This is a genomic window from Mesorhizobium sp. ORM8.1 (genome assembly GCF_053005525.2).
In genome coordinates this window covers 6,749,352-6,767,112 of the sequence record NZ_CM132600.1, presented here as the reverse complement: position 1 = coordinate 6,767,112, position 17,761 = coordinate 6,749,352, and the positions used below count along the sequence as shown (strand labels likewise).

The following is a 17,761-nucleotide window of genomic DNA, read 5'->3' as shown; positions in this document are numbered from 1 at the left end:
CGCTGCAGCTCCGGCACAACGGTTTTTACGAATTGCTGGGAGGTGCCCGGGCTGAAGACGGGCACAGCATGAAGCCGTCGCAGCACTCGGTCTCGAACAGGTCCTGCAGCTTGTCGGCGATCATGGAGGGGGTTCCGACGATCTGGGGCGTCATTTGATTGACAGCCCAGGCCTTGCCCGCCTCGCCAAGAGTGAGGTTCGCCAACTTCACGCCTTGCAACATTACGTCGAGGATGCCGCGACAGCCCTGTGTAAGCTCCATATCCTCGAGGCGGCTGTCCAACGGCGTGTTCGACATGTCCATGCCAAGCGCGTTCGATATTTCCGCAACGCCCAGGGGAGCGCTAGCATAGGAGTTTATGGCCTCGGCCCGCTCCTTTGCGATGGACTCCGTCTCACCGATAACAACGTCAATTGCGGGCAGGATTGCGCATTCGTTTTCCGCGCGGCCATTGTTCACAAGGCGCGTTTTGATGTCCTTGTAAAACTCCTGCATGTGCTGCTTCGTATTCTGCAGCGTGAATATGATTTCAGCCCATTGTCCGGCAAACTGCCTTCCCCTCGGGGAAGATCCTGCCTGCATGATAACGGGCCTGTCTTGGGGAGAATGCGGCGTCGTGAGGGGGCCGGACGTACGGACATATTTGCCCTGGTAATTCACGTAATGAACTTTGTCCGGGTCGGCGTAGACATTGTTCTCGCGGTCACCAACGATCGCGTCTTTCTCCCAGCTATTCCAAAGTTCGAAACACGCCTCCATGACCTCATCGGCCTGGTCATATCTGATGGATTTGTCCGGGAGGCGGTCCAAGCCAAAGTTCTTGGCTTCTCTCTCCATTGACGACGTCACCACATTCCACCCTGCCCGGCCGCGGCTGATGTGGTCGAGCGTGGCAAAGGTCCGCGCTATATGGAATGGGTGATAGAAGGTGGTCGACATTGTTGCGGCAAGGCCGATTTTGCTCGTTACCCGCGCCATGGCCGCGAGCAGCTGCGTCGGCTCAAGCATGCACTGCTGTCCAGCCTCTCGTAAGTTCGTCCTGAAGCCACCGCCAAACGTGTCAAAGAGCATCATGTAGTCGACGAAAAACAAGCCGTCGAACTTTCCACGCTCGAGAGTCTTTGCGATCTCCTCGTATCGAGCCGGATCCAGAGCGTCCAATCCATCGCTTTCGGGGTGCCTCCAGCTGCCATAATGGTGCCAGGTCGGGCCGGCGATAACGAACCCAACAAAATGCATGTTGCGTGCGGCCATTTCCAATGCTGCTCCTCAGATCAAGTTTGGCGCTGCCGCCAGCTGAAGGCGGAACTACCGCAACTTGGATTTCATTTAACGATAATTTTATCTGCTATTCAATTCACTTTTTAGCAAGCCGTGAATTTTGCGTTCTCGCCCTTTGATGTAGCTTTGACGTCTCTTCCTCATGTCGAAATCCGCGATTCTTGGCGTATTTGACGGTATTTAGGCTGGAAGCGCAGCCATCGATCATCGTAAGCGGCCCGCCCTCGTTACACCCAAGCTCGCAAACTCATTTTGACCGCAATGTGAATTTTATCGATTTTATACGACTCAAGTTGCGTTGAGCGTTACCCGGCATGGTGCTGTTGGCACTGCCTCCCGGATGCTGAACTGGACGTCGTGCGCGAATTCGGTTGACAGCCTCTCACATAGCCGCTCACGGGAACCGGCAGGCGAACAAAGATAGAGATTGCCGTGGCAGCGCGTACCAACACGGCCAGCATCCATTTGCGTGCGATTTTCGAATTCCGGACAGTCCGCTCAGCCAGGCTGTATTGAGTGGAACGATCTCTTGAAATGGACGAGCGGTTCGCCGCCAAAATGCTTGATGTCGCTTACGTCGCCAATCATGATCTCGTGGTCGCCGCTCGGAATAATTCTGCTCACATCGCAGCTGACGCAGGAAACCGCCCCCTCAATTATGGGCAGCCCCGTATCGGAGAACCGATGACTGACGGAGGCGAACTTATCGGCGGCCTTGCTGGCGAACAGCATACAGATGTCGCGTTGATCCCTGCTGAGGAAGTTGATGCAGAAACGCTTTGTCGCCTTGAGTACCGGCAGCGTGTTGGATGTCCGGTCCAGCGAGATCAGGAACTGCATCGGATCCAGAGACAGAGCAATGACGGCACTCATGGTCAAGCCATGCAGACTGCCATCGCCGGCGGTTGAGGTGATGACGGCTACGCCGGATGGCCAATGGCTGGAAACCGTCTTGAACAGATCCGGTGTGACGAGGACGGGGGCGTTCATGCTGGGCATGTCCTGTGATCGTGCTTTCGGTCCATCAAACATGCAGTCGGCGACCGAGTGCGTAAACCGCGAAAATTCTCACGGACCCATAACAATTCCATATGTCAGCGAAGGATAGCTTCTCTGACGAGCTAGGAAAGCTGTGGCTCTGCCGTTCACGAAAGGCTTTGCAGAAAGGCGCGCCAGACGCATTCGAACGTCGGATGGCCCCGGCAACGACCAGGCGGCTTGCGAATTTTGTCCGTTGGGCATTAAAATTCGTTATGTCCCTGCTGCGCAAAAGTATGCCGTCTCTGGTGTCGCTTATTTCGTTTGAAGCGGCAGCGCGGCTGCTGAGCTTCACCAAGGCGGCCGATGAACTCAACATCACACAGGCCGCCATCAGCCGGCAGATCCGGGAACTGGAGACCTTTCTCCAGATCCCTCTTTTCGAAAGAGGGCACCGGGCTGTCGAGCTAACTCCTGCCGGCGCGATGCTGAATTCGTCACTGCCAGGTCATCTAACGGCGATCGCTTCGCTTGCGAACCGGGTGCGGGAATTGAGCGACCCGCAAGCAATTGTCGTGGGCACGACACACGCCTTCGGCACCTACTGGCTGGCGCCTCGGCTTGCCGAGTTCAGCAAGACCAATCCGGAAGTCGATCTGCGTCTTGCGGTGAATGACGATTTGGTCGACATTTCCAAACAGCGGATAGATATGACAATTCGTTTCGGCGGAGGCTCATGGCCGTCCATGTCCGCGACATTCCTGGTGGGTTGCGAGGTGGCCCCTGTCTGCCACCCGACCTACTGGGAAGGCCGCAAACGCCCCGCTCAGCCAGCCGACCTGTTGGGCGAGATGCTGCTTGGGATCGAGGGGCGTTCGGCACAAGGCAGCGGCTGGAGCGACTGGTTTCATGCCCACGGCGTCGAAGTCGCCAGAGGCAAGCACCAAATCATGGTCAATACCTTCTCGGTTCTCATGCAGGCGGCGCTTAGCGGCCAGGGAATCGCATTGGGCGGCAGCCCGTTGGTCGACGATCTTTTCACGAGCGGTGTCCTGGTACCAGCCATGGATCTCCCGCCGTACAGGGTGCGGTCGTCCGATTACTATGTCGTCGAGCCGAGTGGACAGGTGCGCAAACAAGGCTGCGAAAAGTTCCGGACATGGCTCTACGAGAGGATGCGCCGAGATGCGGCGCTGACAAACAGCGAACACCTCCTGTCGGAAATTCAAAGTCCGCAGACATGAAGGCCAACCTTGTCCGATGACACGCGTCCCGTACCTCAATGAGCATATGGACGCGATCAACGTCATGGCCCCACCAGCGTGATGGGCCTCTAGACGCGTTTTGGCTCCGCTCGAAGCCAAACCCAGCACTGCGTCGTCATCGAGCTCCGTTAGCGCGCGGCATCGAAACGGATAAATAGCGCAAAATCAGTCGACTAAAATCGGCGATCGCATGGCCACTTGCGCAGCCATGAATCAAAACCTAGTTCTAAAAATAACGAAAACTTGGCGATTTTGCATCCCTTTGAGACGAAGAAAGAAAAATCGCAGCGTCTCTGAAAAAGATTGAAACTCGATTTTATTACCATTATTGTGGCTCCCACATTCACCTGCGCCAGCACCCATCGGGGCGCTCCAGAACCAATCTGAGAGGGAACGACTTTGGCTTCACCGGCTGGAACGAGCGAGATCGACATCGCATTTCATCTGCACTCGCAGACGAATCCTCAAACCCACGTCAAAGCAGGGCCTTATATCGCGTCCCGCGGTGACGGCTGCCACATTATAGACGAGCACGGGAACCGCTATGTCGACGCAATGGGCGGGCTGTGGTGCGCATCGCTTGGCTTTAACAACAAACGGCTCGCCGATACCGCATTCCGACAGTATAATGAACTTGGATACTACCACTCGTTCTATGGTCGAACGAACGACAAGATCTCACTTTTGGCAAAGAAGCTTATTGAATTGACTAACTTCAGTGGCGGTAAGGTTTATTTTGCCACCTCCGGGTCCGAAGCAAACGAAACAATGGTAAAATTTTCATGGCTATACCATGCGGCGCGAGGCAAGCCAACAAAGAGAAAAATTATCGCTCGCGACAGGGCGTTTCACGGGTCCACTATTGTGGCCAGCTCGATGTGCGGACTGGAGTTTATGCACCGCGAGTTTGGTTTGCCGCTGCCGGGGTTTCTTCACACTCTGTGCCCAAATAGTTTCCGCGTTCGCCTCGAGAGTGAGAGCGACGACGATTTCGTGAAGCGGCTGGCCACTGAGTTGGAGCGCCTGATCCTGCGCGAGGGTCCCGACACGATTGCCGCTTTCATCGCCGAACCGGTAAATGCCGGCGGCGGCATTATCGTCCCACCGGACGGATATTTCCCTGCTGTGAAGGCTGTTCTCGACAAGTATGACATCCTGCTCCTGGACGACGAAGTCGTTTGCGGCTTCGGCCGCACGGGGAACTGGTTCGGGGCTGAGACCGTGGGGATGAAGCCCCACATGATGTCGTTCGCCAAGGGCATAACATCGTCGTATTTCCCGATGTCCGCGGTTGTGATTTCTCCCGAAATTTACGAGGCGATCGAGAGCTTCAACAAAAATGGTGGTTCGCTTGGACACGGCTTCACCAACGGTGGCCATCCCGTGGGCGCGGCAATAGCTCTGGAGACGATAGCGATCTACGAGGAAATGGACGTCGTCTCGCATGTGCGGGCGATGAGCGGCATCTTTGACGGCATGCTACGGGAAGCATGCAAGGGCTCCCCTATCGTGGGCGATATTCGCGGCAGCGGCCTTATGCGCGCGGTCGAGCTAGTCGAGAACCCGCAGACAAACGCAGCGTTCAGTCAGCAGCGCATGGTCGGCCCTTATGTCCAGCAGACGGCCTACGAACACGGCCTGATTATCAGGATGATGCGTGAGATCGTGGGATTCTGCCCGCCGCTGATCGCGAACGAGATCCGTAATCGAGGAAATCGTCGAAAAATTCGAAAAGACCCTGCGCATAGCCGAAAGCAAGTTCGGTCCCCATCGCGGATTGGCAGCATAGCGACGTTTCGAGCCACGGTCCGGTTAACCCAGTGGAGCATGCCTGATCCAACCGGGCCGGGCCACACCCCCTGTAACGCGAAGATTTTACGATGACCGGTGTGACACAGGAAATCGACTTTGATGCCAGGCAGGCGCCGCCTCCAAGGGCGATGCCTCTGGATGGTGTAAAGGTTCTCGACCTCTCGCGCGTCCTGGCCGGACCTTGGGCCACGATGACATTGTCGGATCTGGGCGCCGACATATGGAAAGTTGAAAACCTCGACGGGGGTGACGATACACGAGCTTGGTCCGTCCCTAATTACAATGGCGTGTCGACATATTTTCTGGCAGCCAATCGCGGTAAGAAGAGTATCGCTATCGACCTGAAAAAGACTGCCGGCCTGGAAACAGTACGAGACCTGGCAAGACAGGCAGATATCGTCATAGAGAATTTTCGAAGCGGCGTGGCCGATAGGCTCGGCGTTGGCTATGAATCTCTGTCCGGCATCAATCCGAGCATCATCTATTGCTCGATTTCGGGCTACGGCAAATCTGGTCCGGAATCAGACAGGCCTGGATATGACTTCGTGATGCAGGCCGAGTGCGGCTTGATGTCAATCACCGGAGAACAAGACGGAAATCCCATGAAAATGGGCGTTGCGATCACGGATATCGCCTGTGGAATGATAGCCACGCAAGCGATTCTGGCAGCGCTGTACCAAAGGAATGGCACGGGCAAGGGGCAATTTATAGACATTTCGCTGTTTGAATGCGCCCTGAACCTTTTGGCCAACCTTGGCAGCGGTTATCTGAACACCGGTGAAACCCCTGTTCGTATGGGCAACACGCATCCCACGGTGGTTCCCTATCAGGTGTTCGAAACGGCCGACGGGCAGTTTGTTCTGGCGGTCGGAAACGACAAGCAGTTCAGCGCATTGTGCAAACACGTAATCGGCAGGCCTGCCATTCCCGAAGACCTGCGTTTCAAGACGGCAGCCGCTCGCGCGAGGAACCGATCGGAACTCATTCCGCTGTTGGCCCCGTGCTTTCAAGGCAGCACCAGCAGCCATTGGATCTCCGCGTGCAATGCCGCGGGGATTCCTGCCGGCATGGTTCGTAGCGTCGCAGAGGCAATGACGAGTCCAAGCGTGGCGGCAAGGAATCTGGTCCAGACCGTGCACAGCTCAAAAATGGGCCCTGTTTCTCTCGTCGGCCCCGCGCATGGAATGGAGGCCCAAAGAGGCAGATCCTATGTCGCGCCACCCATGCTGGGTCAGGATACTGACGAGGTGCTGTCGAAGGTCCTCGGCTACGAGGCGGAGCGCATTCGCCAGTTACGCCAGGACGGCGTCATAGGCATCTTTCCGTAGGGGTTGAAATGGAGCCCAAAGGCGCTGCCTTGGGGCTAACTCCAAATAGGGACGACAGGTTCGCTAACTCTGTGGCCGCGGTTATGCTCGATGGACGGACAATGATAGCAAGTCAGGAGATGCTCGACCTTGCATTTCGAAACGCGAGAACCGCAACCCAGTGGGACGGAAGACGTGTCGACCACGAGCTCTTGCTGGAACTTTATGACCTGCTTCGCCTAGGCCCCACGTCGGCGAACTGCTCTCCGGGGCGGTTCGTGTTCATATCCACGCAAGAAGGCAAGGAGCGGCTGCGGCTGGCGCTGCGCCGCGGCAATGTCGACCAGACGATGTCTGCTCCCGTCACGGTCGTAGTCGCGTATGATGAGAGGTTCTACGAATACCTGCCAAAGCTTTATCCGCACACGGACGCCAGGTCATGGTTCACGTCCAGCCCCCAGGTAGCTTGGGAAACCGCCTTCCGAAACAGCAGCCTTCAGGGCGCTTACCTGATCATGGCCGCACGCATGCTTGGCCTGGCGGCTGGTCCGATGTCAGGGTTCGACAACAAGCTTGTCGACAGTACTTTCTTCGCGGGATCGTCGTGGAAGAGCAACTTCCTGATCAACCTGGGCTACGAAGCGCAGGTCAGTCGCTCATCGAGGTTGCCACGCCTTGATCCTGAGGAAGCTTGCCGTTTCGAATGAGTGTTGAAGGCTCATTTGCGGACAAAGGCATGCTCCACTAGATCACCTCCGTTGTGGACTATCCCTTACGCCCCACCTGCATCGCTTCGCCGCTAGTGTCCGCTTCCGAACACTTCAAGACGTGTTTCAAAGGCTAGGATGTGGCGTAAAGCGGTCAACGCCTGAGCCCTTCATTGGGCAGCTTCGGGTCACGACGAGAAGTCCGCGGTGACGGCGCCGGCATTCTCCTCAGGTCTCGATCCGATGGGGTCGCGGGTGCAACAAGCTGTTGCACAACTCTGCTATCGATAACGCCCATGCCGGACCCGAACTACCTCACCCCTGAAGAAGTCATCGCTCGCTATCGCGGACAGGTAACCGAAGGGACTCTTCGCAACTGGCGTTGCATGCGGATCGGGCCATCGTTCCTCAAGATCGGCAAAGCAATCCTCTATCCGAGCGGCGAGTTGGATCGCTGGGACAAATCGATCCTCGTCGTCTGCAGACCCACACGCGAACTGCCGCGGGAAAAGGCGGCACCGCCAGAGTAGCAGAGAGGCAGTTCAGTCGTTCCGAGGTCGCTGGCTAGATAGATAAGCGTTCGGAATCCGTGGTTGATCGGGACGTCAGAGTACTGAGCAAATGCGACCATGTCCAAGCGTGAAAAATCACCAGTTGTCACTCGACACATGCCCCAGCTACCGGCACCACCTTTCCAGAAGCAGATCACAAGTAATTGATAAATATCATGAATCTGTTCATAGTGGTTTGATGCACAATCATCCTTCCGGGGATCCCACACCATCGCGCGCGGACATCGAGATGACCAAGCAGATCATCGATACGGCCAAGCCGCTCGGTATCGCCGTCCACGACCACATCATCATCGGCCGCAAGGGCAACGCCTCGATGAAGGGCCTGCTGCTGATCTAACAGGAAGAAGCCGACATGCCGCAGCACGGCAATGAGCCATGGCCGCTCGACCGAGCGCGCGCCGCCCTCCTGGTCATCGACATGCAAAACGACTTCGTCGATGAAGGCGCGGTGATGGAGGTGGCGATGGCGCGCCATCGCATCCCGGCCATGCGGCAGGTGATCGAACTGTGCCGTGGCGCCGGCGTCCCGGTGATCTACACGCAGCATGTGCTGAACGACCATTTCAACATCTCGCCGCTCGAAACCGCCTATCAACCGAGACTGAAGGCGACAGGGATGCGGGAAGGCAGCGCCGGCACCGAGATCGTCGCCGGGCTCGCGCCGCTGCCCGGCGATGTCGTCATCAAGAAGCATCGCTACGATGCGTTCCACAACACCCAGCTTGAAACGGTGCTGCGCAACATCCGCGGCGCCGGCCAGGTCGACACCGTCATCATCATCGGCACCGTCACCAGCATCTGCTGCGAATCCACGGCACGCAGCGCCTTCATGCGCGACTACAAGGTCGCCTTCATCAGCGACGCCAATGGCGGATTGGATGAGGCCTCGCACGACGCGACGCTTCGTATTATCGGCAAGGTGTTCGGACGCGTGATGACGGCTGATGAGCTGGAAGGATCGTTCTAACCCGCGCTCAAGGCGGATCGGTCTTGCAGCTTGCGGCGATCTGGCCGATTGCCTCGGAGAGGCCGGCAAGCTCGAAATCGGCCTCGCCTCGTCCAGACAGCAAGCCGAAGCGCCATGACAGCGTCAGTCGGTTGGCCGAAACCAGCCGCTTGATGCCGTCATCTCCGTCCCTGACGAACTGCCTGCCGCGTCGGCCAACCGCCCAGCTCTCGTCGAACTTGCTGCCGCCATCGACCGCGACCGATATCGTGATCTTGTGGGTGGCCGAAACCGAATCGTTGAGTTGCAGCCATTCGCTCCAGCGCGGGTCGCCGTCCGGCCGGCAAGCCAATGTCAGCACCGGACTGTAGCCCAGCGCGCCACCCCCGGTGATGAGCTTGTTGCTGGCGTGGAGCGATGCCGTGACCTGGCCGTCGGCGCCGGTGTCGACACGCCAGCTGCCAAGGTCCGGTTCGGCCGTTGCGGCGCCGTTGGTCGCGGCAAACAAGAGCGCCGCGGCAACGACCACGTCTCTCATCATGAACCCCAGTCTCACCAGTGCCTCCAAACGCCCTGCGAATGCGATGAAGCGCAGATAATATTCAACGGTTCGTATCGCCAGCGGCAGACCGTCAAGACAGTCTCAATGTGTTGCCGCGCGGCCACAATCAACGGCCCCACAATGAAAAAGGCCGCCCGAGAGGCGGCCTTTCGAAATCACGGTACTGCGCCGTGTTTACTCGGCTTCCTCGGCGGCCTTCCTTTTCGGCGCGGCCTTCTTCTTCGGCTCCTCGGCGGGCTCGCCCGCCTTGGCTTCACTTGCCTTGGCCTCTGCCTTCTTCGAGGCAGCCTTCTTGGCCGGCTTCGCCTTGGTCGGTCTCGGCCTCCTCGTCGTCGGCCATCAGCTCTTCCTTGCCGACCTTGACATCGGTGACCGAAATCTGGCCGAGCAGGTGGTCGACCACCTTTTCCTCGAACATCGGCGCGCGCAACGCGTTGATGGCTTCCGGATTGCTGCGGTAGAATTCAAAGGCTTCCTGCTGCTGGTTGGCCGGGAAGCGGCGCACCTGCTCCAGCAGGCCGCGCTGCAGCTCTTCGTCCGAGACAGTGACGCCGGCCTTCTCGCCGATCTCGGCCAGCACCAGGCCGAGACGCACGCGGCGCTCGGCAAGGCGCATGTATTCGGCGCGCGCCTCTTCTTCCGTGGTCTCTTCGTCGGCGAAGGTGCGGCCGGCGGCCTCCAGGTCGCGGTTGACCTGCGCCCAGATGCTGTTGAACTCGGCCTCGACGAGCTTCGAGGGTGCCTCGAACGAATAAGCAGCGTCGAGCTGATCGAGCAGTTGGCGCTTCACCTTCTGGCGCGTCATCGCGCCGAACTGGTTCTCGATCTGGCCACGCACGATCTCGCGCAGACGCTCCAGCGACTCCAGGCCGAGATTCTTCGCCGTCTCGTCATTGATCTCAAGTTCGCCGGGCGCCGACACTTCCTTGACGGTGACGTCGAAGGTGGCTTCCTTGCCGGCCAGATGCGCCGCCTGGTAGTTTTCCGGGAACGTGACGGTGACCTGCGTCTCGTCGCCGGCCTTGGCGCCGATCAGTTGGTCCTCGAAGCCCGGGATGAACTCCTTGGAGCCGAGCACCAGCGGCTGGTCGGTGCCGGCGCCGCCGGCGAAGGCCTCGCCGCCGATCTTGCCGACATAGTCGATCGAGACACGGTCGCCTTCGGCGGCATTGCCGGTCTTCGGCTCGTAGCTGCGCGCCGATTCGGCAACGCGCTTGACCTGATCCTCGACTTCCGTATCCGGCACGTCATAGACCTGACGCGTCACCTTGATGTCGGAGAAGTCCTTGATCTCGATCGCCGGGATGACCTCGTAGTTGAGGCTGAATTCGAAGTCGCTGCCGCCGGCCAGGATCTTCTCGGCCTCTTTTTCATCCTCGGTCATGATCACTTCGGGCTGCATGGCGGCCTTTTCGCCGCGGCCCGTGATGATCGAACGGGTCGAATCGTTGAGGATCTCGTTGACGACCTCGGCCATGAACGACTTGCCGTACATCTTGCGAAGATGCTGCACCGGCACCTTGCCGGGGCGGAAGCCGTTGATCTTTACCTTGTCACGGGCGTCCGTCAGCCGAGCCATCAGCTTGGCTTCCATGTCACCGGCCGGCACGGTGACCTTGATCTCGCGCTTGAGACCGGAATTGAGCGTTTCGGTGACCTGCATCCTAAAACCTTTGTCTTCGTCAATGAGGCAGCCGAACGGTCTTAACCGTTCATAGCCGCCGGTATGATGTTGCCGGAAATGGCTTTTGGTACGGAACCTGACGATTTGACCGCAGATGCGGTTCAAACTCTTCTGAACTACGCTTCTCAAACTGTGAATAAGTCTTTGTTTTTTATAAAACTTTTCACATGCTGCAGAAGCGGGAATTCACGTTCCGTCACATTCGACACGCCTTTTGTCACAGCCTAGGCTAATTTTCAACTATCTTCGCGTTTAGCCGGATAGACACGACTTTAGCCCCGACATTGACAGAATGATGGCTACATGGGATGGCCGAGGAAAGCGGATGTGGCGGAATTGGTAGACGCCCTGGATTTAGGTTCCAGTGCCGAAAGGCGTGGGGGTTCGAGTCCCTTCATCCGCACCACCCTTCGCTCTGACGAGCTTCGGGTGGCAGGCCACCCCTGAGATCGTCAGAGCGAAGGGTGTCCTCCGAAGCCTTGGCGAAGGAGGACGGCGCGTCCCCCAAGAGTCAACGCCAAAGCCTTAATAGAGCGGTTCCTGAAAAAGCGTCTTGTCGCCATCCATCAGCGCCTTGATCTGCGCGGTGCCGTCGGCCGCAAGCGCGAGCTTGATGCTGAACGGTCGCACCCGCATATCGTTCTGGATTGCCATCCCCTCGCCCTCCGGCAGGTAGAACCGCCCGATGCCATAGTCCGGCGAAATCGTCGCGTCCGGTTCTCGCAGATCCCAACCTGCCGCGACATGTCCAGCGACATCCGCCTCGTCCACGCCGGCCGGCGCCGGCGCTTTTGCAAACCAGGCTGCTGTCGGTTGCCAATAACCGTCGGCGCCCTTCTTCAGCCGCACCACGATCGAGCTGTCATCGCTGGAAACCGCGCCTTGCGGGATATTGGCGATCAGCTTCACCGGAATCCGGGAAATGCTGTTGTTCAGCGAGATGTAGTCGCCACGCAGCAGGTCGCGAGGGTCGACCGGTTCGACTTTCAGGAGCACTTCCTTGCCATTGCGCAGGATCGCCGCGCGCCCGGCGATGATCCAGCTGAGGAAGCCGATCTGGACAAGCGCCAGCACCAGCGCGGAGATGATCAGTTTCTTGCCGGTCATGCCACCGCTCCTTTCTCCACGGGCGCCTTCATGCGTTTTTCAACACGGATGATGACCAGCGCCAGGATGCCGAGCAGCACCGCCGCGGCCAGGAAGAAGCCTGCGGTGTCGAGCATCGACTGCAAGGTGACGATGTAGATGATGGCAAGCTCGAAGGCGAAGCCGGCATAGGCCAGCCAGCGCAGGCCCCGGCTTTCGCGGCCTGCCAGCATGATTGCCGCGACGATACCGACCAGCGCGATGATCGAGGCGATGGCGAAACCACCGTTGTACCTGCTGTCATCCGTCAGCTCGAACTGGATCATCGCCAGCCCGGTGAGAAAGCCGATCAAGGCATGCAACGGCAGCCGGCCGCCTAGCTGAAGGATCTTGTCAATCGGACCGCCCGTGAGGACCGCCGCAGCAAAGAGCAGCGCCGAGCCGATGACCAGCGGCACAGCGATCCGCAGCGTGTCGTGATCGTGATCGATAGCGCGCATGAAGAGATAGAAGATGATCGACAGGATGATCAAGTGGCGCGCGGCCTGGCTGCGCGTCCAGAACGAAATGGCGAACAAAACGATCGCCGCGACAATGAAGAAATCCGGAAATCTCCCATGCCAGTAGATTTCACCCTCATTGAGGAACAGCCAGGCATCGGCAATGCCGACCGCCGCCACCGTCAGCGGGTTCGAGCGCAGAGCGACCGCCGCCAGCGCCGTCCCCGCGCACCAGGTCACCAGGGCTGACGCCTCGTCGCCGGAAAGATGATACATCTGGCCGATCAGCGCGATCGATCCGCCGAAGGCCGCGGCGGCGATGATCCACAGCGCCTCGCCGATCGCGGCATGGTCGCGGGTCTTCAAAAAAGCACCGCCGACATAGCCGGCAAGGATGACGGCAAACAGCGCGACCACGCGCGTCAGGCGTGGAATGGCGTCCCAGTTGGCGGCAACGAAGATGAGGATCGCCGCGCCGAACAGAAGGGCTGCCATCATCGCGAGGATCGAGCCGAAACTCAAAGATGCGCGCTCATTAGCGGCGACGTCGCTTGTCAAAGCGTCGGCCGTGGCCGGATCGATCAGCCCCGCCTCGCGCCAGCGCGCGATATCCGCCCTCACCCGTGTCGCGTAGCCCGCCATGCCTATCCCCCGAGCCCGGTCATTTCTTCAATTGAAACAGCCAAACCGTTGCCGCAGCGGCATTTTCCGATTCGGCCTTTATTGTGGCGCAGGCGTGAATGGCCGTTAATGTTGCATTGCACAATTTGCATTGCTGCCATGCGCCAACGGCACTTTTAAATCGATATGACCCCGCCTATTTTATGTTCGTACACAAACGGAATGATCCGAACCAAAGACGAAACGAGAACTACCATGAACCTGATCCGCAACTACCGCAACTGGCGCCGCTACCGGGACACCGTCTCCGAGCTGAGCCGCCTGTCGAACCGTGAACTGACCGACCTCGGCATCAGCCGCAGCGACATCCACTTCGTCGCCCGCAAGGCGGTCTAATCCTCTTCGGGTCGCAAATGATCCGAACCAGTTTTGAAAAAGAGAACGACAATGAACCTGATCCGCAACTATCGTAACTGGCGCGTTTACCGCGACACCGTTACCGAGCTGGGTCGCCTTTCGAACCGCCAGCTCCATGATCTCGGCATCGTCCGCGACGAGATCAAGATGATCGCCCGCAAGGCGACCGTCTAACGAGAATTTCGCCAGGGTCGACCTCCTCCCCGACCCTGACGAATTAGGTCAGCCTTCACCTCCTCCCGAGGGTTGACCACCAAAACGGCGCCCGCCGCACCTCCTCCCGCGGCGGGCGTTGTTTCCCAAAGGGTTTCGCCCCTTTTACGAAGCGAACGAAGTTCGTCTTCCGAGCGACAAGAGATTTTGTCAAAGCCGACCTCCTCCCCGGCAATGACGAATACGGTCGATCCCCACCTCCTCCCGAGGATCGACCCCAAAAACGACACCCGCCGGACCTCCTCCCCCGGCGGGTGTTGTTGTTTTGGGCTCGGGCTTCCCGCCATTGCCCGGCAATTGCAATCGCAACAACAAGCGATTATTCCGGCGCTCATGAGCAAAAACCCTGTACACGTCATTGGCGGCGGCCTCGCCGGCTCCGAGGCAGCATGGCAGATCGCGCAAGCCGGCGTTCCGGTCGTGTTGCATGAAATGCGTCCGGTGCGCGGCACCGATGCGCACAAGACCGATGGCCTGGCCGAGCTCGTCTGCTCGAATTCCTTCCGTTCCGACGATGCCGAAAACAACGCCGTCGGCCTGCTGCATGCCGAAATGCGGCTTGCCGGTTCGCTGATCATGAGCGCCGGCGACGCCAACCAGGTGCCGGCCGGCGGCGCGCTGGCCGTCGATCGCGACGGTTTCTCCGATGCGGTGACGAAGAAGATCGAGGCGCACCCGCTGATCACCATTGAGCGCCAGGAAGTGGCCGGACTGCCGCCCGCGGACTGGGACCAGGCGATCATCGCCACTGGACCGCTGACCGCGCCTTCGCTTGCCCAGTCGATTGCCGAGGCCACCGGCGCCGATGCTCTGGCCTTCTTCGACGCGATCGCCCCGATCATCCATTTCGACACCATCGACATGGACACCTGCTGGTTCCAGTCGCGCTACGACAAGGTCGGCCCCGGCGGCACCGGCAAGGACTACATCAACTGCCCGATGGACAAGGACCAGTATCTCGCCTTCGTCCAGGCACTGATCGACGGCCAGAAAACCGAGTTCAAAGAGTGGGAGGGCACGCCCTATTTCGATGGCTGCCTGCCGATCGAGGTGATGGCCGAGCGTGGCGTCGAGACGCTGCGTTATGGGCCGATGAAGCCGATGGGACTGACCAATGCCCACAATCCGACGGTCAAGGCCTATGCCGTGGTGCAGCTGCGCCAGGACAATGCGCTGGGCACGCTCTACAACATGGTCGGTTTCCAGACCAAGCTGAAGCATGCCGAGCAAGTGCGCGTCTTCCGCACCATTCCGGGGCTCGAAAACGCCGATTTCGCACGGCTGGGCGGCCTGCACCGCAACACCTACATCAACTCGCCGACCTTGCTCGATCAATCGCTGCAGCTGAAATCGCGGCCCGGCCTGCGCTTTGCCGGCCAGATCACCGGCTGCGAAGGCTATGTCGAGAGCGCGGCGATCGGCCTGCTCGCCGGCCGCTTCGCCGCCGCCGAACGGCTCGGCCAGGCGCCATCACTGCCTCCGGTTACCACCGCCTTCGGCGCGCTGCTCAACCACATCACCGGCGGCCACATCGTCTCCGACGATGAGCCAGGCAAACGCTCCTTCCAGCCGATGAACGTCAATTTCGGCCTGTTCCCGCCTGTGGAAGCGCCCAAGACAGAAGGCAAACGCCTGCGCGGCAAGGACAAGACGGTCGCCAAGCGCCATGCGATCACGTCGCGTGCGCAAGCCGATTGCCGGGAGTGGTTGGGGCTGCCAGCACAAGCGCAAGCTGCCGAGTAGCGAGCCTTCCGGGTGGACCCGCTGCAAGAGTAGGATACTATCCTACTTGCCTGAAAGGAGCCGCTCCATGGAATCCGCCGAGAAACTGTCCGTCACCGTTACCCCCGCAATGGCGCGCATGATCCGCGAAAAAGGTAGAGGATGGGTCTTTCGGTTCGGCTAGTGAAGTCATTCGCGCAGCCCTTCGCGCTTTCCAACGCGAGGAAGATGAACATGCCGAGCGCATGGCCTCGATCAGGGCTCGGGTGAAGGCGTCGATCGAGGACCCGAGGCCTGGCGTTCCACTCGAAGAGGCAATCGACAGGGTAAAGGGCCGGATTTCGCACCTCGCGCGAGACGGTGATGATAAAGCGTCTCGCCGTCGTTCTTAGCGAAGGCGCGATTTCCGATCTCGAAGCGATTGGCGCCTACGTTCTCAAGAGCAGTGGCAGCGAAAATATCGCCAACGGTTTCGTCGATCGGATCAAGCAGCGTTGCCAGAGCATCGGCAATTACCCCTCGTGGCGGCCGCTCCGCGACGATATCGCGTCCGGGTTGCGAATAGTCCCTTTCGAGCACTCGGCCGTCATTGCCTATGTCATCGCCGACGATCTCGTCGACATCGTCAGCGTCTTTTATGGCGGCCGGGATTACGAAGCGCTGATACGAGGTAGCGGCGAGCCATCTTGATAGATGATTTACTCCGCCGGTTCGGCACCCGCCATCGGCAGCCCCGGCTTCCCCGCCTCTCCCGGATTTCTCCGCACATAAGCCGCCTTCAGCGTCTCGGACGTGTCGCGCGATCCGTCGTGGCTCCAGCCTGGCGGCTTGATCAGGTAGTTGAGCCGGTCGCGCATCGTCAGCCCCGGCGTCAGCGCGTCCTTGAACATGCCGATCCACTCGTGAAAAGCCACCTTCAGCGGGTTGAAGGTGCCGATGTTCTTGACGATGCCGTAGCGCGGCCGGTCTTCTTCAACTCCTCGACGAAGGTGCCGAACATGCGATCCCAGATGATCAGCGTGCCGGCATAGTTGGCGTCGAGATAGCGCGGATTGGTGGCGTGGTGGACGCGGTGATGCGAGGGCGTGTTGAAGATCAACTCGAACCAGCCCCACATCTTGCCGATCGTCTCCGTATGGATCCAGAACTGCCAGACGAGGTTGAAGCCGAAGACGAAGGCGATCACCGCCGGATGGAAGCCGAGCAGCACCAGCGGCGCCTGCAGCACGAACATAAAGGTGAACAGCCCGGTCCAGCTCTGCCTGAGCGCCGTCGAGAGATTGTAGTGCTGGCTCGAATGGTGGTTGACGTGCTCGGCCCAGACCCAGCGCACCCGATGCGCGATGCGGTGGTAGACGTAGTAGCGCAAGTCATCGAACAGGAAGGCGACGACGAACACCCAAACCGACAGGCCGAGATTGAAGACGCGGAACTGCCACAGCCACAACAACGCCCAATAGGACACCACGCCGAGCAGGATACCGGCAACGACATTGCCGGTGCCCATCATCAGGCTGGCCAGCGTGTCGCGCGTCTCGAACGATCCCTTGGCGCGTCCGGTGCGCACCAGCCAGAGTTCGATCAGGATCGCCACGACGAAGAAAGGAATGGCAAGCTGGGTGACCTGCGGGAAATTATACTGGTCCATCACGCCGCCTTTCGCATCTGATCATGTTTCTGCAGCGCTGCCGCCACGGCGAGCGCGCCGGCCTCGTCGGCAAAGGCAAAGCGGCCGCCTTTCCAAGTGAAGTCGTTGAGCTTGAAGGACACGACATTCCCTTCGCGTGCCAGCGCCTGAATGTCGTGTGGCGTGACGATGCGCGTCAGGAAACAGTCGCCGATGCTCTGCACGATGGCGCAGCGTTGCGGGGCGAGCTCGAGGAACGCGCTATGCCCGTCCGCCGTCAGCCATATGGCGCTTGGCTTCTCGTCCGGAAAATCCTCGGCAAAACGCACCAGTGCCTGGTCGGCATTGGCAAGCGTCGCGGTCGTCGTGCCGCCGGTGAAGTGCACGGCTGCAACCGACAGCGCAATGCCGACCACGACAAGAATGACGAGCACGGGCAAGCTCATGAAAGGCGTCT

At 59.4% G+C, this 17,761-nt stretch carries 17 protein-coding genes, 1 tRNA gene and 3 pseudogenes; 13 read left to right on the top strand and 8 right to left on the bottom strand.

The annotated features are described in order from the left end of the window. Positions 1–25 precede the first annotated feature (25 nt). Positions 26–1,255: an NtaA/DmoA family FMN-dependent monooxygenase gene (locus ACVDG8_RS33760; RefSeq protein WP_455707401.1), complete on the bottom strand. Its 1,230-nt coding sequence runs from the start codon at positions 1,253–1,255 to the stop codon at positions 26–28. A 525-nt stretch (positions 1,256–1,780) separates the two neighbouring features. Then, positions 1,781–2,272 carry a flavin reductase family protein gene (locus ACVDG8_RS33755; protein WP_447252336.1) on the bottom strand — a complete coding sequence of 164 codons (492 nt, stop codon included), beginning with the start codon at positions 2,270–2,272 and terminating at the stop codon, positions 1,781–1,783. A 263-nt stretch (positions 2,273–2,535) separates the two neighbouring features. Here ACVDG8_RS33755 and ACVDG8_RS33750 point away from each other — a divergent pair, with 263 nt between their 5' ends. The 7 genes and pseudogenes from ACVDG8_RS33750 to ACVDG8_RS33720 all read left to right on the top strand — a co-directional run bounded on the left by ACVDG8_RS33750 (position 2,536) and on the right by ACVDG8_RS33720 (position 8,893). Next, a complete protein-coding gene (locus ACVDG8_RS33750) occupies positions 2,536–3,504 on the top strand; it encodes a LysR substrate-binding domain-containing protein (RefSeq protein WP_447252335.1) in 969 nt (322 codons plus the stop codon). A gap of 420 nt (positions 3,505–3,924) precedes the next feature. After that, complete coding sequence (locus ACVDG8_RS33745; protein WP_455707400.1) at positions 3,925–5,409, top strand: aminotransferase; 1,485 nt, start codon at positions 3,925–3,927, stop codon at positions 5,407–5,409. After that, positions 5,406–6,665 carry a CaiB/BaiF CoA transferase family protein gene (locus tag ACVDG8_RS33740; RefSeq protein ID WP_447252333.1) on the top strand — a complete coding sequence of 420 codons (1,260 nt, stop codon included), beginning with the start codon at positions 5,406–5,408 and terminating at the stop codon, positions 6,663–6,665. Before ACVDG8_RS33745 ends, ACVDG8_RS33740 begins: the two co-directional genes overlap by 4 nt. A gap of 119 nt (positions 6,666–6,784) precedes the next feature. Then, positions 6,785–7,351, top strand: a complete 567-nt coding sequence (locus tag ACVDG8_RS33735) for a malonic semialdehyde reductase (protein ID WP_447252332.1) — start codon at positions 6,785–6,787, stop codon at positions 7,349–7,351. A 296-nt stretch (positions 7,352–7,647) separates the two neighbouring features. Continuing rightward, positions 7,648–7,881, top strand: coding sequence for a DNA-binding protein (locus tag ACVDG8_RS33730; RefSeq protein WP_447252331.1), 234 nt, complete (start codon positions 7,648–7,650; stop codon positions 7,879–7,881). A gap of 217 nt (positions 7,882–8,098) precedes the next feature. Then, positions 8,099–8,263: pseudogene (locus ACVDG8_RS33725) on the top strand (JAB domain-containing protein); the annotation flags it as partial. Between the two features lie 15 nt (positions 8,264–8,278). Further along, positions 8,279–8,893, top strand: coding sequence for an isochorismatase family protein (locus ACVDG8_RS33720; protein WP_447252330.1), 615 nt, complete (start codon positions 8,279–8,281; stop codon positions 8,891–8,893). A gap of 7 nt (positions 8,894–8,900) precedes the next feature. Here ACVDG8_RS33720 and ACVDG8_RS33715 read toward each other — a convergent pair whose 3' ends face one another. Beyond that, entirely contained in the window at positions 8,901–9,428 is a 528-nt protein-coding gene (locus tag ACVDG8_RS33715; RefSeq protein ID WP_447252329.1) for a hypothetical protein, read from the bottom strand. Positions 9,429–9,608: 180 nt separating this feature from the next. Further along, a pseudogene (gene tig, locus ACVDG8_RS33710) lies at positions 9,609–11,097 on the bottom strand (trigger factor). A 342-nt stretch (positions 11,098–11,439) separates the two neighbouring features. On the opposite strand from tig, the gene ACVDG8_RS33705 reads away from it, so the two are divergent. Then, a tRNA-Leu gene (locus ACVDG8_RS33705) sits at positions 11,440–11,524 on the top strand. 119 nt (positions 11,525–11,643) lie between these two features. On the opposite strand, the gene ACVDG8_RS33700 is transcribed toward ACVDG8_RS33705, so the two are convergent. Next, positions 11,644–12,225 (bottom strand): GDYXXLXY domain-containing protein, encoded by a 582-nt coding sequence (locus ACVDG8_RS33700; RefSeq protein ID WP_447252327.1) that lies wholly within the window; start codon positions 12,223–12,225, stop codon positions 11,644–11,646. Beyond that, complete coding sequence (locus tag ACVDG8_RS33695; RefSeq protein WP_455707399.1) at positions 12,222–13,346, bottom strand: DUF2157 domain-containing protein; 1,125 nt, start codon at positions 13,344–13,346, stop codon at positions 12,222–12,224. The genes ACVDG8_RS33700 and ACVDG8_RS33695 overlap by 4 nt, the downstream gene beginning before the upstream one ends. A 234-nt stretch (positions 13,347–13,580) precedes the next feature. Between ACVDG8_RS33695 and ACVDG8_RS33690 the strand changes: the two genes are divergently transcribed. From ACVDG8_RS33690 to ACVDG8_RS33670, 5 genes are all read left to right on the top strand, one after another. Further along, a complete protein-coding gene (locus ACVDG8_RS33690; RefSeq protein ID WP_371012837.1) occupies positions 13,581–13,721 on the top strand; it encodes a DUF1127 domain-containing protein in 141 nt (46 codons plus the stop codon). Between the two features lie 51 nt (positions 13,722–13,772). Beyond that, positions 13,773–13,916 (top strand): DUF1127 domain-containing protein, encoded by a 144-nt coding sequence (locus ACVDG8_RS33685; RefSeq protein ID WP_447252326.1) that lies wholly within the window; start codon positions 13,773–13,775, stop codon positions 13,914–13,916. A 372-nt stretch (positions 13,917–14,288) separates the two neighbouring features. Beyond that, complete coding sequence (trmFO, locus tag ACVDG8_RS33680; RefSeq protein WP_447252325.1) at positions 14,289–15,698, top strand: methylenetetrahydrofolate--tRNA-(uracil(54)-C(5))-methyltransferase (FADH(2)-oxidizing) TrmFO; 1,410 nt, start codon at positions 14,289–14,291, stop codon at positions 15,696–15,698. Between the two features lie 170 nt (positions 15,699–15,868). Further along, positions 15,869–16,069 (top strand): hypothetical protein, encoded by a 201-nt coding sequence (locus ACVDG8_RS33675; RefSeq protein ID WP_447257165.1) that lies wholly within the window; start codon positions 15,869–15,871, stop codon positions 16,067–16,069. Next, entirely contained in the window at positions 16,041–16,367 is a 327-nt protein-coding gene (locus ACVDG8_RS33670) for a type II toxin-antitoxin system RelE/ParE family toxin (protein ID WP_455707398.1), read from the top strand. Before ACVDG8_RS33675 ends, ACVDG8_RS33670 begins: the two co-directional genes overlap by 29 nt. An 8-nt stretch (positions 16,368–16,375) precedes the next feature. On the opposite strand, the pseudogene ACVDG8_RS33665 reads toward ACVDG8_RS33670, so the two are convergent. Beyond that, positions 16,376–17,325, bottom strand: a pseudogene (locus tag ACVDG8_RS33665) (sterol desaturase family protein). Next, positions 17,325–17,750, bottom strand: coding sequence for a hypothetical protein (locus ACVDG8_RS33660; protein ID WP_447252323.1), 426 nt, complete (start codon positions 17,748–17,750; stop codon positions 17,325–17,327). The pseudogene ACVDG8_RS33665 and the gene ACVDG8_RS33660 overlap by 1 nt, the downstream one beginning before the upstream one ends. Positions 17,751–17,761: the final 11 nt, after the last annotated feature.